The sequence below is a fragment of the Marinoscillum sp. genome, from assembly GCF_965229915.1.
Classification (GTDB): Bacteria; Bacteroidota; Bacteroidia; order Cytophagales; family Cyclobacteriaceae; genus Marinoscillum.
On record NZ_CBDDJZ010000001.1, the window covers coordinates 4,359,357 to 4,372,565 of the forward strand.

Here is a 13,209-nt window from a genome sequence, read left to right on the forward strand (position 1 = left end):
TTGTTCAGATCAACTCTTAGCAACGATTTTTTTTATAAAATGCGCTCGGAAACGATTGATAAATAAATGAGTGAGAATAAACCAACATTGGTAGTGCTTGCTGCAGGTATGGGTAGCAGATATGGAGGGCTCAAGCAAATGGATGGCTTTGGTCCCAATGGAGAAACCATCATAGATTATACCCTGTTTGATGCCATTCAGGTGGGTTTCGAAAAAGTTGTGTTCGTGATTCGCAAGAGCTTTGCTGATAAGTTTGAGCCTTCGTTCAAGGAAAAGCTGAAAGGAAAAGTGGAAGTTTCCTTTGTTTATCAGGAACTGGATAAGCTACCTGAGGGATTCGAAATTCCGGAAGGAAGGGAAAAGCCTTGGGGTACAGGACATGCAGTTTTGGTTGCCAAAGATGAAGTAGATGGCCCATTTGCCATCGTCAATGCAGATGATTTTTATGGCCGCAACTCGTTAAAACTCATGCTCCAAGAGTTGATGCGAATGGACAATCAGTCTATTGGTGGATGTATGGTTGGTTTTGTGTTGGAGAAGACACTTTCGGCTAATGGCCGGGTATCCAGAGGAATTTGTGAGATTAAAGACGGAGTACTTCTGGGAATTACCGAACGCACTCATATTTTCCCTAAAAATGAGGGAGGCGCATACTTTGAGGAGGATGGCCAACAACATGACCTCACTGGTCAGGAAGTAGTTTCAATGAATCTGATGGGGTTTACAGCTGGTACGTTTTCATTGATGGAGCAGATGTTTGTGGACTTCATGAAGGCACAGGGGAATGAGCTGAAGTCGGAGTTTTACATACCGTCAGTTTTAGATACCGTGAGAAAAGCCCACAGCAGTGTTCCTGTGGTTATGTCAGCGGATCAATGGTATGGTGTCACTTATGCGGAAGACAAATCGGTAGTTGCGAATAAATTCAAGGAGTTGGTTGAAAATGGTACTTACCCAGCCAATCTCTGGTTTTAAACGTTTTATTTACGTTTATTTTTAATGTTTGTATGTTAGCCTTCAAAGAATCATTAGATTTGTATTGATCAAACGACAAGCAGATGAAAATACTAGTCACTGGAGGTACAGGTTACATAGGTTCACATACAGCTGTCAAGCTGCTGGAAGAGGGCTACGAAGTAGTCATTGTGGATGATCTGTCAAACTCAGAATTGAGTGTGTTGGATGCCATAGAAGAGATTACGGGCAAGCGCCCCGAATTTCATGAGTTTGATCTATGTGATGCGGATAAGGTGACGGCCTTTTTTCAGGAACAATCAGACATAGAAGCGATCATCCATTTTGCGGCAAGCAAAGCAGTAGGTGAGTCGGTGCAAAATCCACTCAAATACTATCGAAACAATCTGGATTCGTTGATCAACCTGTTGGAAGAGATGAAACAGCATCAAATAGCCAATATGGTATTTTCCTCATCCTGTACCGTCTATGGTCAGCCTGACAAGTTACCAGTGACCGAACAGACCCCTTTCAAACCAGCAGAATCTCCATATGGAAATACCAAGCAGATCTGTGAGGAGATATTGCTGGATGCTACTAAAGCACACCCTGAATTGAAAGCCATAGCATTACGCTATTTCAATCCAGTAGGTGCGCATGAGTCTGCTTTGATTGGTGAGTTGCCAAAAGGAGTGCCTAATAACCTGGTACCATTCATAACACAAACAGCGGCCGGCGAACGAGAGCAATTAAGCATTTTTGGAAGTGACTACAATACCCCGGATGGCACTGCGGTGAGGGATTACATTCACGTGGTAGATCTGGCAGAAGCTCACGTAATAGCAGTAAAGCGTATGACTGAGAATAAGCAAAAGTCATCCTTTGAGTTTTTTAACTTGGGTACCGGTCAGGGTAACTCTGTGTTGGAAACTGTCAAAAAATTCGAAGAAGTATCTGGTGTGAAGCTTAACTACAAGCTGGTAGACCGACGACCTGGCGATGTGGAAAAAACCTATGCAGATACGACCTATGCCAACAAGGAGCTTGGCTGGAAAGCCAAACTTGGTTTGGGCGACATGATGCGTTCTGCCTGGAATTGGCAAAAACGTGTGTCGAAGATCGACTAGCAGCTACTTGTCAAAAGCAGTGGCGATGTACACCCGATTGTATTTCGCCTCCCATTTTTCGTAAAAATCAAACATGTACGGAAGTTTTTGATTCATCCACTCCCAGTCTCTTTTATCCTGATTGGTCCAGGCTACTTCAGATAGGAGGGCCATTCGAGGAAACATCCTGATTTCGGCAACTTCATTGGAGACAACATATTCTGTCCACAGATTGCCCTGTACCCCGATGACATTGTCATGGAACTCTGGTGCTAGGTCCGGAGGAATGGGGTTGTAGTTGTAGGTCTTGTGGAGTGGAGTTACTGCAGGAAAAGCGAGCGGCTCATACCGATCTTTATCTACTGACACATAATGATCAAAGTAGTTGCGGTTATTGAGGCAAGATACCACCCGGTTGCCTCTGCTGGCTCCCACTACAGTCATGTCTTCTTTGGTCCAAAAGCGCCAATTGTACACTACGGCCGTTTCACTCATATCTCCTTCCAGTATTTCATCCCAACCAGCCATGGATTTACCGTTCTCCATCAAGACTTTCTCTATTTCTTTCATGAACCAGGACTGTAGTTCTTCTTCATTTTTCAGTCCCAGATCCTTGATCATTTTTTGGCATGAGGGACTATTTTTCCATTGGTCTTTGGGGCATTCGTCACCTCCCAGATGGATCATTGAATAAGGAAAAAGTTCACAAAGTTCAAGAACCACATCTTTAGCAAACTGAAGGGTTTTTGGGTTAGAGACGTCCAGCACATCGTGAGCTACTCCCCAGTACTGACGCACTTCATAGTCTTTGTTCTCTCCCAGTTCAGGATAGGCGTGAAGGGCTGCCATCATATGTCCTGGCATGTCTATTTCGGGAATCACGTCTATTCCAAGATTGCTGGCATAGGCTACTATTTCTTTGATATCTTGTTGTGTATAAAAACCACCATAAGCAGTAGAGTCCGTAGGCAGATCCAAATAGTTGGGCTGCCAGCCAACCTGAGTCCCTTTTCTGACAGACCCTTTCTCGGTAAGTAACGGATACTTTTTGATCTCAACTCGCCAGCCCTGATCATCCGAAAGATGCCAATGAAACTTATTGAGCTTATGAAAAGCCATTCGATCCAGGGTTTTTTTGACAAACTCCTTTCCCTGGAAGTGACGTGCTTCATCAAGCATAAAGCCCCGGTAGCTGAATCGAGGTTGGTCATCAATTTGGACGATAGGAATAAAGCGGCCGTGATCATCCTCCTGTTTCAGCTGTTCCAGGGTAGCCAAAGCGTACTGTTTACTGACATCACTGGAGTGGGTTATTGTCACGCCATCTGTGGTGACTTTCAGGAGATATTGGTCAGGGCTCAAACCCTTGTCTTGAGAAAAGATGATGCTGGGGTCTTGATCGTAATCGTACCTTCCAGGCAGCACGGTCATTTTATTCGGTTCAGGAACGACATGGGGTGTGTAGACGATACCAGGCGCAGTGTTACAACTAAACAAATGCATCGCCATCAGGCCAAGGATCAGTACTCTAGACATATCAGGTTATTGATGTAAATTGTTAAGATAGTACTTTTAAAAATCTTTGAGCGCGGTATTCTTGCTCAAAACCAGATTTAATCCAAAGGAATTATGTCTACTATGGATAAGCCAATCAATGACTTGATCAAGAACCTACCTCAAACGGGAATTGTCCACTGGATCGGTATTCGGCCAGAACGGAAACAACCTCTTCAGGAGGTAAATACCGTGGAAGTGACTGAGGAAAAAGGACTGGTTGGAGATCATTACTCAGCTCGTAGCAACAAACGACAGGTGACTTTGATCCAGCAAGTGCACCTCGATGCGGTGTCTTCTTTTATGGATACGGATGTGACTCCATTTATGACCAGGAGGAACATCGTGGTGAAGGGCATCAATTTATTTGCTCTGAGAGATGTGCAGTTTCAGATAGGTGAAGTAGTGCTGGAAGGGACCGGTTACTGTCACCCATGCTCCAGAATGGAGGAAAATTTGGGGCCCGGAGGCTATAATGCGATGCGCGGGCACGGTGGGATAACAGCACGGGTGGTGATCGGCGGTAAGATAAAGGTTGGTGATGAGATTCGATTGAAATAAATATTCATATCCTCACTCCCAAACCATGCAGCAGGACTAGCCTTAACCCGACATACGTAACTAGTACAGCGGTTAACACGCCCAAAAATCTTAGATTGAATCGCTTATTGGACAAATAGGAGCCGAGACATCCACCCAGAATAACTGCGATCACTAGTTGCAAAATGAGTTTTTCATTTAGTTGGAAGGTGCCAGCCACGGTCAAGCCTACAAGACCTGCTAAGGAGTTGACTAAAATAAAAAAAGAAGCTAATGCAGCGACCATGCGAGTGTTGCTCCAATTGAGTAGGTTGAGCACTGGTGATAAAAAGATACCACCACCTATGCCAGATACGCCTGCTAAAAAGCCAATTGATCCACCCAGGCTTAGTTTTTTAGGTAGACTGAATTGGCGAGACTCCATTTTTGCTTTTAGATAGCGTAGCAGTAAAAAAAGCCCGGAGAGGATTAGCGAAGAACCGAGAATGAGAAAAAAAGTGGTTTCTGACAGTCTCAGCTGTGCCCCCAAATAAGCCAGTGGAATACTGGAGATCAAAAAGGGCCAAAACTGCCTCAGATTAAAGACCCGATTTTTCACAAATACAAAGGTGCCAATACTCACCACACAGATATTGAGGATGAGGGCCATGGAGCGGATTTCATAAAACTCTGTAAGAAACAGGCTCAGAATAGCCAGGTAACTGGAGCCACCTCCAAATCCCACCGAGCTGTAAAACAAGGCTATCAGGAAAAAGATAATTGGTAGGTAATCGGTGGTCATTTATGCTGGTTAGAGTATTACACATTCTACCAATTGTCCAGGAGCATAGGTTCCTGGTTCTTTCAAATACACCAGAGCGTTGGCTAATGCCATGGAGTGGATCATGGACGAACTCTGCCCATCAAGTATAGTGACCTCATTTTTTGTTAATCGGGCTTTTAGAAACGCTGGCCGCGTACCTTTCAGTTCAAAACTGTTGTCTAATGGAGCATCGAGTCTTGGCAGCTGTCTGTGCTCTGCTCCGTTCAACAGATTGAGCAATGGGAGTACGTAGATGTAAAAGCAAGTAAGAGACGAAGCGGGGTTCCCGGGGAGTGCAAACACGAACTTATCTTCCTTCCTGCCAAAGTAGAGTGGTTTTCCTGGTTTCTGAGCCACTTTATAGAACACTTCTTGTACTCCATTTTCTTCCAGGGCTTTTTTGACATAATCATAATTACCAACGGATATTCCTCCAGATAACAGCAATACATCTGATTTGTCCAGATAGCCGGCAATTGCATCTTTGGTCTTTTGATAGTCATCTTCTACCTGTTGCTTCTCCGTGCATTCAAAACCGTATTTAGCCAATGCTGAAGCAATCGCGAAACTATTGGATTCATAGATTTGTCCAGGTTGTAGCGATTGTCCAGGTGGAATCAACTCGTTTCCTGTGGAGATCAGGCGGATCTCTGGCTTGTCAAAAACAGACACTATTGAATAGCCTAGCGAACCAATCAAACCAACAGTTGCTGGTGTAATGTAATGGCCGGGCTCAAATACCTGTTGTCCTTTACCAAGCTCGCTACCTTGTTTTCTGATGTTTTGATTAGCCTTGATTTCAGCAAGTACCTGAACTTTAGAATTGGATGCTTCTGTTTGTTCCTGCATGACTACAGCAGTTGTATTGGATGGTACTTTTCCGCCAGTAAAGATCCGCATGGCTTCACCAGTCTTTAAGGATTTGTGGGAGGTATCTCCGGCAGCCACTTCGTCTACCATGGTATAGGACTCCTGCAGACCACAAAGTGCATAACCGTCCATTGCCGAGTTGTCAAATGCTGGTAGATCAAACGGAGCTACAATGCTTGCTGCCAAGGCATATCCCAGAGATTCACCTAGCGGAACTTGCTTCGTTTTGGGTGGTACCGTCTGATTTAAGATTAATTGTAGTGCGTTTTCTATCGATATCATTTAGCCACCTATTGACGTCATGGAACGGTTGTTTTCATACTGGTCAGCATCCATTTTCAGGTCCATTCCATCTCGTGAATATTTTTTTTGCTGAATGGTTTGTAGTATTAGTGGTTTGAGTTCTTCGCCACTTCTGAAGGGAGTGAGTAGGTCAGTTTCTGAATTGGCAAACAGACAGTTTTTCATCTTTCCATCAGCTGTTAGTCGGATGCGGTTGCAGTCCGCACAGAAAGGGTTCGTAATGGTGCTGACTATACCGAATGTACCCTGATGATGGGCTACTTTAAAATTGACGGAGGTGCTGTGTTTTGGATTGTCAATCGGTTCTACTTTACCGAATTTCGATCGAACTGTCTTGAGGATTTCTTCCTGGCTAACTCCTTTGCTCCAGTCCCATTTGTTGCCCTTGAACGGCATGAACTCAATGAATTTGATGTCCAGCTTTTGGTTTTTGGTCAGTGCAATGAAGTCATTGATTTCAGCATCATTGACTCCTTTGATCAGGACTACATTTAGTTTGATGGAAAAACCACGACTCACAGCTTCCTGAATATTGGTCATGATCTGATCGTAATAGTCTCTCTTGGTGATGAAGACCGACCTGGCCTTGTCCAGCGTATCCAGACTGATATTGATCCTTTTAAGCCCAACCTCCTCGAATAAATCCAGGTACCGATCCAATAGGATGGCATTAGTAGTGAGCTTGAGTGTTACTCCAAGATCGGCTAGTGACCGGATGAGGTATTCAAAATTTTTACGGATAAGCGGTTCGCCTCCAGTCAGCCGTACGGTATTTACACCAAGCTCTTTGAACGTTTTGGTGATGGAGATAATCTCTTCCAGAGTCATGATGCTGGGTTTTTCCATCAGATCTATTCCATCTTCTGGCATGCAGTAGAAGCACCGAAGGTTACAGCGGTCCGTAAGCGAAATCCTCAAATAGGTGTGAGGTCTGCCAAATCGATCTATTATCTGAGAGTTGCTCATCAGTCGTGTCTTTTGCCTTTTAAAACGTGAAATACGTGAAGGATATGGGGGAAGATGGCGTCCATGCATTCCCGAGCGCCGTTACTTGAGCCTGGTAGTGCCAGAATTACTTTCCCATCTCGTATGCCCGCTACAGACCTGGAGAGCATGGCGTAGGGCATCCTGTCTTGTCCATATCTGCGCATCTGCTCCTCCACACCTAGCAGTGTAGTTTGCAGCAATGGACGTACCGTATCTGGAGTATTGTCACGTGGGCCAGCCCCAGTACCACCTGTAAATATGAGCAGATCATCTAGTTGGTCAAGCACCAGTTCTTCTATTTGCTTTGGTTCATCTGGAATGATGCTATAATTGGTAGTTACTCCCAATTCTTCAAGCTTCGATACGATGATCTTTCCGGCCCGATCTTCTTTTTCACCTTTAGAGATAGAGTCAGAACAAACAACCACATTAGCTGAAAGTCCTTTCCCTTTAGCTCCAAATGATGATTTTCCGCCCTTCTTTTTAAGTAGTTTGATGGTAGTGATTTCTACCCCTTTATCCACCGGTTTGAGCATGTCATACATCGTGAGAGCCACCACGCTGGCTCCGTGCATGGCTTCAACTTCCACACCAGTTTTGTATATGGTTTTCACAGTCATTTGGATGATGATATTCAGCCCATCAATCTCATAATCTATACCTGTAAATTCGATTGGCAGAGGATGACAGTCGGGTAGGAGGTCTGGAGTTTTTTTCACACCTAGTAGCCCAGCCGCTTTCGCCATTTCAAACACATTTCCTTTCGGAATCTCATTGCGTTTGATTTTGTCAATCGTTTCCTGGCTGCTCGTTTTCACGATGGCTTGTGCCGTTGCTTCTCGTAGTGTATTGGTTTTATGTGTGATATCGATCATTGTTCAGTATTCGGTAATCGGTGTTTTGGTGACGAGTTGATTGGTGATTGGTCTTTAGTGATTAGAAGTCTAGTCACTAATCACTCTTGAACCAGTCACTTAGAATTAACTTTCCACTGATGGGTTTCGTCTTCAAATACTTCTTTCCCAAAAATGGGCACATTCGCCTTGATCGCTTCCACTAGATAGCTACAGGCTTCAGTTGCTTCCTTGCGGTGTGCAGAAGAAGTGAATACAAACAGGCAAATCTCACCAGCTTTCACTAGCCCTAGACTGTGATAAATGTGCATGCAAGTCAGATCGAATTGATCAAAGGCAGATTCTCTGATTTCGTGGAATGCTTTTTCAGCCATCTCTTCATAAGCCGAGTAGTCAATAGCGGTGACGGTTTTACTCGCTACCTCATCTGCGCGAACCTGACCCAGAAAGATACTGTGAGCGCCAATATTGGTTTTGCTTTGATGGTTAGCAATAGAGGTAGCGATCTTTTCTGGGCTGATAGCACCCTGTACGAACACTTTTTTAGGTTTCTTTTTTTCACTCATCTAAGTACGTTTTGTATTCCTCCTTCTACATTAATTAAGTTATCGAACCCAAGTTCACTTAGCATTAAAATCGCTTGTTGGCTCCTTTTACCAGATTGACAATAAACCTGAACTTCTCGATTTTTTGGGATCTCTGAGTAGCGCATGTTTAGCTGACTCATAGGGATCTTAAGCACGTTTTGGTTTGTGGGTTGAGGTTGTTCGGTTGGCTCACGAACATCTAAATAGACGCTATGAGAATCCTTTAATTCACATGCCAGCTTTTCTAGTGACAAGGCTTTCTGTTTGGTTTGCTGAATTTCCTGCTCATCCCGACTAAATGAGATCAACTGCTCTTGCATTGTGAGCGTATGGATCACTTTGAGTGTGCCACTCAGCGGATTGCCAATCTCTAGAATCACTTTGAGTGCTTCGGCAGCCTGGTAGGTACCGAGGATTCCAGGAAGTACACCAAGCACACCTGTTGCCTCACAGCTAATGTCTTCTTTAGGGACTTTTGGAAACAGACATCTGTAGGAAGGACCGTCCTGATAGTTAAAAACAGAAAGCTGTCCTTCATATTTGTAAATGGAGGCATAGACCCATGGTTTATCTGCTTTGATGCAGGCATCATTGATGAGGTATTTGGTTTGGAAATTATCCGTACCATCAATGATCAGATCATACTGAGAGATGATTTCTAATGCGTTGGATAAATGAAGTCCCCGGGTGTAAGTGTTGAAAGTTACCTTATCGTTCAGGCGGCTGAGTGCTGCTTGAGCAGCATTGGCTTTCGGCTGGCCAATATCTTCTGGCCCATAAAGAATCTGACGATGAAGGTTGGTCTCATCGACCAGGTCATGATCTACCAGCCCCAAAGTGCCCACACCGGCTGCTGTCAGGTACTGGGCTGCCGGGCAGCCAAGTCCACCCATCCCAATGATCAATACACTGCTTTGTTGGAGCTTTTGCTGTCCATGAAGACCTATTTCAGGTAATTGAACTTGTCGGCTATATCGTCGGTTATTCTCCTCCATGGCACATTATCCACCTGCAAAGGGCGGCAAGAAAGCAATTTCATCTCCATTTTCTAATGATCTCTGCAATCCCAGTTGCTGATTGATAGCAATTTGCATGGATCCATCGTCCTTCAATCCATACTTACGGATGCAATGTGATTTCAAATCCGCAAGCTCCATTCCGATTTGAGCCAGATCCACCACTTCTTCCATGGTGCCTGTCTGCTCGGCCAGTGCTCCAAAGTATTTTACAGTTACTTTCATGAATGCTGCTTCAGTTTTTCCACGTCTTCTTCTGTGTCTATGTCAAATGTACCTAGCTCAAAGTCTACCGCCGCTGTACGTTCCAAGTGTTTCTGGATAATTGATTTGGCTCCAACATCACCATTTAGCTCCATCAGTTCTTCGAAATAGTCTTTACTGAAAATTGCCGGAACACCACGTTGACCTGCATATCTACAAGTGGTAATTTTCTTGTTTCTTTTGTGAACGGAAATCAGCTCACAAATCAATTCTGTGGATACAAATGGCTGATCTGAGAGCAGGATCAATAGATGTTGAATTTCCGGATTGGATTGGGCCACATGTACCGCTTTTTTTATACTACTTGCTATTCCATGGACCCACTCCTTGTTGGTCAGCACCTGAAAGTCTCCAAGATCAATTAAAGGAATTATTTCGGTAGCATTGGCTCCTAGTACTAGCCACTGCTTGGAAAGAGCTATGTCCCCAACAGCTTCCATAGTTCTTTGCAGCAGGGTAGTTTCTTTAAATTCCACCAGTTGTTTGGGCCGACCCAACCGACTGGAGTTGCCTGCCGCAAGAATAGCTACACCTATGGATTCTGAAAAGCTCATAGACTGGTGGCTTTAATGCCATTGATTGGTTTTTCGTGGATAGGGCCATCTTTGTCCCGAAGCCTTTGGCTATCAGTATTGGTGAGTTCAGCCTGGATTTCTGCCAGAATGGAAAGAGCGATTTCAGCTGGAGTATCTGCTCCAATATTTAACCCTACAGGCGCATGGATTCTTTTGGACTGTGCCTCTGTAAACTCTATGCCTATCACTTCTAAATCACCCAACATTCGGTTGTATTTTGCTTTTGGACCCAGAATACCGATGTAAGGAACCTCCAGTTTGTCATAAAGCAGTTTGAGTACTTCCAGATCGTACTGATAATTATGACTAATCAGGACAAAAAAGGTACGTTCGTCCAGTGCTACTTCTTCCAGTACATGCTCCGGTTTGGAGACGATTACCTGGCAGGAGTTTGAAAACCGGGACGCATTAGCGTGCGAGGGTCTGCCGTCAGTCACTGTTACTTTCCAGCCCAGTTGCTCAGCCATTGAGGCCAATATCTGAGTGTCATTTCCAGCTCCCACCAATACCAAATGTGGAGGCGGATGGTGCAGTTGGAAAAAGATGGTTTGCTGACCGTCATCAGTTGGGAAGGCTCCGTAATGTGAATGTTGCTGATGAAAAACCAAGGACGTTTCAGCTAACATCCACTGTTTTAATGCGTCATTTTTGAGGTTGCCAATGCACTTTATGGATTGATCTATCACCAATTTGGTACCTATCTGTGAATTGGACTTGTTCAGATCAAAAAGTGAAATGATTACTTGCTGTTCAGTGGAATGAATGACTTGCCGCAGTAGTTCAATGGGATTGTCACTATCGGTGGGATCGATCGGCTCAAAGAGGACCTCAATTACGCCATTGCACCCCAGCTGCGCGCCAATTACTGCATCACTTTCATCGCTGGTATCATAGGTGATAAGTTTGTTTTTTCTTTGATGCAGCGCATGCAAGGCCTTTCTTAGCGCATCACCCTCCAGACACCCACCACTTATCGCACCAGTCATTTGTCCATACTCATCGATGAGCATGCGCGCTCCGGCCTTGCGGTAAGAGGAACCTTCCACATGCACCACAGTAGCCAGCACACAGTCTATTTGTGACGCTCGTGCATGGTCAAACGCAAGTACTATGGCATCCAGTTCTCTCATGTGGATGTGAGTTTAAGTTGTTCAATCCCTTCAGTTATTTCGAGGATGGCTTTTTTGACCTCCGTCTCTGTGGTAAACCTTCCCAACCCAATGCGCAATGAAGACAATCCTAACTCATCAGTCAGCCCGAGGGCTTTTAGTACATGTGAAGGCTTAGAAGTGTTGGATGTGCATGCGGAGCCCTGAGAAACCGCCAGATTTTTGAGTGTTCGGACCAGGCGTGTTCCATCAATATTAGTTACCGAAATGCTAGTCATGTGAGGTAGACGAAGCTGCTGATTGCCGTTGATTTGAACACCTTCAATTTCCTCTAGTTCGCATTCAATTTGTTCGATAAATCGAGATAGTCTTTTGGCATCCTGATCCATTTCCAGTTTACAGAGTTCGGCAGCTTTTCCGAACCCAACGATTCCAGGTACATTCAACGTGCCAGGTCGAATCTCTTTTTCTTGTCCGCCACCAAATAGTATCGGGTCAATCATGGAGTCACTATTCACATAAAGTGCACCAACTCCTTTTGGGCCGTACATTTTATGTGCTGAAAATGCCGCCATGTCTACACCGGAGGCCTTCACATCTATGGGGATTTTCCCAACAGATTGGGTAGCATCTGTGATCAAAAGTACACCTTTTGACTGGGTGATTTTCGAGATTTTGGCCAGTGGGTGGATCGTTCCAATTTCATTGTTGGCATGCATCAGACATACGGCAATAGTTGATGGTCTGAAGGCGCCTTGTAGTTGATCCAAATCAATGTTGCCACACGGGTCAACAGGTAAATAGGTAATATCTATTCCATGCAGCTCTAAATATTTGCAAGTGTCTAGAACCGCTCGGTGCTCGGTTTGGCAGGTGATGAGGTGATTTCCTCGATTGCTGTAAGCCTTACAAACGCCCTGAAGTGCCAGGTTCATTGCTTCAGTGGCCCCTGATGTAAAATAGATTTCTTTTGTTTTGGCTTTGATGAGCTTGGCTACCTGATCTCGGGCTAGTTCCACACCTTCTTCTGCATCCCAACCAAAAGCATGACTGATGCTGGAGGCATTTCCGAATTTGGCCGTGAAATACGGAAGCATTTCGGTCAATACTCGCTGATCAACTGGGGTAGTTGCATTATAGTCCAGATAGATTTTACTGTTCAAGAGCGTGTGAGCGTTATGTATTCACGTATATATCGTAAGTTATTCATTCTATCCGACTAGAGAAAGAGACGCAGGATCAAAGTTGATTGATTAAGTGCTGGTCAGACTCGATGACAGATTCCAATTTATGCACCAGGTTTTGATAAGCAGCCACCACTTCCTTGCCTTTTGTGGTAAGCTCTGCACCACCTCCCTTTTGTCCGCCTTTTTGTGAGACGACATAGGGTGAGCTGCCTTTAGTGTTGAGGTTGTGAATCAGATCCCATGCTTTTTTATAGGACATACCCATTTTTTTTGCAGCTCTGGCAATGGAGCCTTCTTCCTCAATCATAAGTAGCAACCGGGCTGGCCCAGGACCAAAGAACTTTTCTCCATTGATATCAACCCAGCAGCGAAGGCGTATTTCTTTCATGATCAAAAGGAATCTTAGTTGGATTTCAAGTTACCATTTCTGATAGGCATTTACTAACTGCCAGAAAGTTTAGGGCCGCTTTCGATTATATCGTTAGATTTAAAGAACCCTAT

General features: G+C 44.5%; 15 protein-coding genes. 3 read left to right on the forward strand and 12 right to left on the reverse strand.

What is annotated here, in order from left to right; genetic code table 11:
• The first annotated feature begins 66 nt into the window (after positions 1 to 66).
• The gene (locus tag ACO067_RS18520; RefSeq protein WP_421876829.1) at positions 67 to 975 is read left to right on the forward strand and encodes a sugar phosphate nucleotidyltransferase; all 909 of its coding nucleotides are present in this window, start codon (positions 67 to 69) and stop codon (positions 973 to 975) included.
• 83 nt (positions 976 to 1,058) lie between these two features.
• Positions 1,059 to 2,081 (forward strand): UDP-glucose 4-epimerase GalE, encoded by a 1,023-nt coding sequence (gene galE, locus ACO067_RS18525; RefSeq protein ID WP_421876831.1) that lies wholly within the window; start codon positions 1,059 to 1,061, stop codon positions 2,079 to 2,081.
• 3 nt (positions 2,082 to 2,084) lie between these two features.
• Here galE and ACO067_RS18530 read toward each other — a convergent pair whose 3' ends face one another.
• On the reverse strand, positions 2,085 to 3,596 hold the full coding sequence (locus tag ACO067_RS18530) for a beta-N-acetylhexosaminidase (protein ID WP_421876833.1): 1,512 nt from the start codon (positions 3,594 to 3,596) through the stop codon (positions 2,085 to 2,087).
• A 93-nt stretch (positions 3,597 to 3,689) separates the two neighbouring features.
• On the opposite strand from ACO067_RS18530, the gene ACO067_RS18535 reads away from it, so the two are divergent.
• On the forward strand, positions 3,690 to 4,175 hold the full coding sequence (locus ACO067_RS18535; protein ID WP_421876835.1) for an MOSC domain-containing protein: 486 nt from the start codon (positions 3,690 to 3,692) through the stop codon (positions 4,173 to 4,175).
• A gap of 4 nt (positions 4,176 to 4,179) precedes the next feature.
• On the opposite strand, the gene ACO067_RS18540 is transcribed toward ACO067_RS18535, so the two are convergent.
• From ACO067_RS18540 to ACO067_RS18590, 11 genes are all read right to left on the reverse strand, one after another.
• On the reverse strand, positions 4,180 to 4,935 hold the full coding sequence (locus ACO067_RS18540) for a sulfite exporter TauE/SafE family protein (RefSeq protein ID WP_421876837.1): 756 nt from the start codon (positions 4,933 to 4,935) through the stop codon (positions 4,180 to 4,182).
• Positions 4,936 to 4,944: 9 nt separating this feature from the next.
• Positions 4,945 to 6,108, reverse strand: coding sequence for a gephyrin-like molybdotransferase Glp (gene glp, locus ACO067_RS18545; RefSeq protein WP_421876839.1), 1,164 nt, complete (start codon positions 6,106 to 6,108; stop codon positions 4,945 to 4,947).
• Positions 6,109 to 7,095, reverse strand: a complete 987-nt coding sequence (gene moaA / locus ACO067_RS18550; RefSeq protein WP_421876842.1) for a GTP 3',8-cyclase MoaA — start codon at positions 7,093 to 7,095, stop codon at positions 6,109 to 6,111. It lies immediately after the preceding gene.
• Positions 7,095 to 7,991: a bifunctional molybdenum cofactor biosynthesis protein MoaC/MoaB gene (moaCB, locus tag ACO067_RS18555; RefSeq protein ID WP_421876844.1), complete on the reverse strand. Its 897-nt coding sequence runs from the start codon at positions 7,989 to 7,991 to the stop codon at positions 7,095 to 7,097. Before moaCB ends, moaA begins: the two co-directional genes overlap by 1 nt.
• A 95-nt stretch (positions 7,992 to 8,086) precedes the next feature.
• Entirely contained in the window at positions 8,087 to 8,536 is a 450-nt protein-coding gene (locus ACO067_RS18560) for a molybdenum cofactor biosynthesis protein MoaE (protein ID WP_421876846.1), read from the reverse strand.
• Positions 8,533 to 9,552: a ThiF family adenylyltransferase gene (locus tag ACO067_RS18565; protein WP_421876850.1), complete on the reverse strand. Its 1,020-nt coding sequence runs from the start codon at positions 9,550 to 9,552 to the stop codon at positions 8,533 to 8,535. The genes ACO067_RS18560 and ACO067_RS18565 overlap by 4 nt, the downstream gene beginning before the upstream one ends.
• Before the next feature lie 6 nt (positions 9,553 to 9,558).
• Complete coding sequence (locus tag ACO067_RS18570; protein ID WP_421876854.1) at positions 9,559 to 9,798, reverse strand: MoaD/ThiS family protein; 240 nt, start codon at positions 9,796 to 9,798, stop codon at positions 9,559 to 9,561.
• Complete coding sequence (locus ACO067_RS18575) at positions 9,795 to 10,391, reverse strand: nucleotidyltransferase family protein (protein WP_421876856.1); 597 nt, start codon at positions 10,389 to 10,391, stop codon at positions 9,795 to 9,797. The genes ACO067_RS18570 and ACO067_RS18575 overlap by 4 nt, the downstream gene beginning before the upstream one ends.
• Positions 10,388 to 11,542 (reverse strand): XdhC family protein, encoded by a 1,155-nt coding sequence (locus ACO067_RS18580; protein WP_421876859.1) that lies wholly within the window; start codon positions 11,540 to 11,542, stop codon positions 10,388 to 10,390. The genes ACO067_RS18575 and ACO067_RS18580 overlap by 4 nt, the downstream gene beginning before the upstream one ends.
• Positions 11,539 to 12,684, reverse strand: coding sequence for a cysteine desulfurase family protein (locus ACO067_RS18585; RefSeq protein ID WP_421876861.1), 1,146 nt, complete (start codon positions 12,682 to 12,684; stop codon positions 11,539 to 11,541). The genes ACO067_RS18580 and ACO067_RS18585 overlap by 4 nt, the downstream gene beginning before the upstream one ends.
• 76 nt (positions 12,685 to 12,760) lie before the next feature.
• A complete protein-coding gene (locus tag ACO067_RS18590) occupies positions 12,761 to 13,096 on the reverse strand; it encodes a winged helix-turn-helix domain-containing protein (RefSeq protein WP_421876863.1) in 336 nt (111 codons plus the stop codon).
• Between the last annotated feature and the right edge of the window lie 113 nt (positions 13,097 to 13,209).

What these genes read in the sequence shown, in the direction of transcription:
- ACO067_RS18560 (WP_421876846.1), bottom strand. Translation starts at nt 8,536, where the DNA reads ATGAGTGAAAAAAAGAAACCTAAAAAAGTGTTCGTACAGGGTGCTATC.
- ACO067_RS18530 (WP_421876833.1), bottom strand. Translation starts at nt 3,596, where the DNA reads ATGTCTAGAGTACTGATCCTTGGCCTGATGGCGATGCATTTGTTTAGT.
- galE (WP_421876831.1), top strand. Translation starts at nt 1,059, where the DNA reads ATGAAAATACTAGTCACTGGAGGTACAGGTTACATAGGTTCACATACA.
- ACO067_RS18580 (WP_421876859.1), bottom strand. Translation starts at nt 11,542, where the DNA reads ATGAGAGAACTGGATGCCATAGTACTTGCGTTTGACCATGCACGAGCG.
- moaA (WP_421876842.1), bottom strand. Translation starts at nt 7,095, where the DNA reads ATGAGCAACTCTCAGATAATAGATCGATTTGGCAGACCTCACACCTAT.
- ACO067_RS18535 (WP_421876835.1), top strand. Translation starts at nt 3,690, where the DNA reads ATGTCTACTATGGATAAGCCAATCAATGACTTGATCAAGAACCTACCT.
- ACO067_RS18540 (WP_421876837.1), bottom strand. Translation starts at nt 4,935, where the DNA reads ATGACCACCGATTACCTACCAATTATCTTTTTCCTGATAGCCTTGTTT.
- ACO067_RS18590 (WP_421876863.1), bottom strand. Translation starts at nt 13,096, where the DNA reads ATGAAAGAAATACGCCTTCGCTGCTGGGTTGATATCAATGGAGAAAAG.
- glp (WP_421876839.1), bottom strand. Translation starts at nt 6,108, where the DNA reads ATGATATCGATAGAAAACGCACTACAATTAATCTTAAATCAGACGGTA.
- moaCB (WP_421876844.1), bottom strand. Translation starts at nt 7,991, where the DNA reads ATGATCGATATCACACATAAAACCAATACACTACGAGAAGCAACGGCA.
- ACO067_RS18520 (WP_421876829.1), top strand. Translation starts at nt 67, where the DNA reads ATGAGTGAGAATAAACCAACATTGGTAGTGCTTGCTGCAGGTATGGGT.
- ACO067_RS18575 (WP_421876856.1), bottom strand. Translation starts at nt 10,391, where the DNA reads ATGAGCTTTTCAGAATCCATAGGTGTAGCTATTCTTGCGGCAGGCAAC.
- ACO067_RS18565 (WP_421876850.1), bottom strand. Translation starts at nt 9,552, where the DNA reads ATGGAGGAGAATAACCGACGATATAGCCGACAAGTTCAATTACCTGAA.
- ACO067_RS18570 (WP_421876854.1), bottom strand. Translation starts at nt 9,798, where the DNA reads ATGAAAGTAACTGTAAAATACTTTGGAGCACTGGCCGAGCAGACAGGC.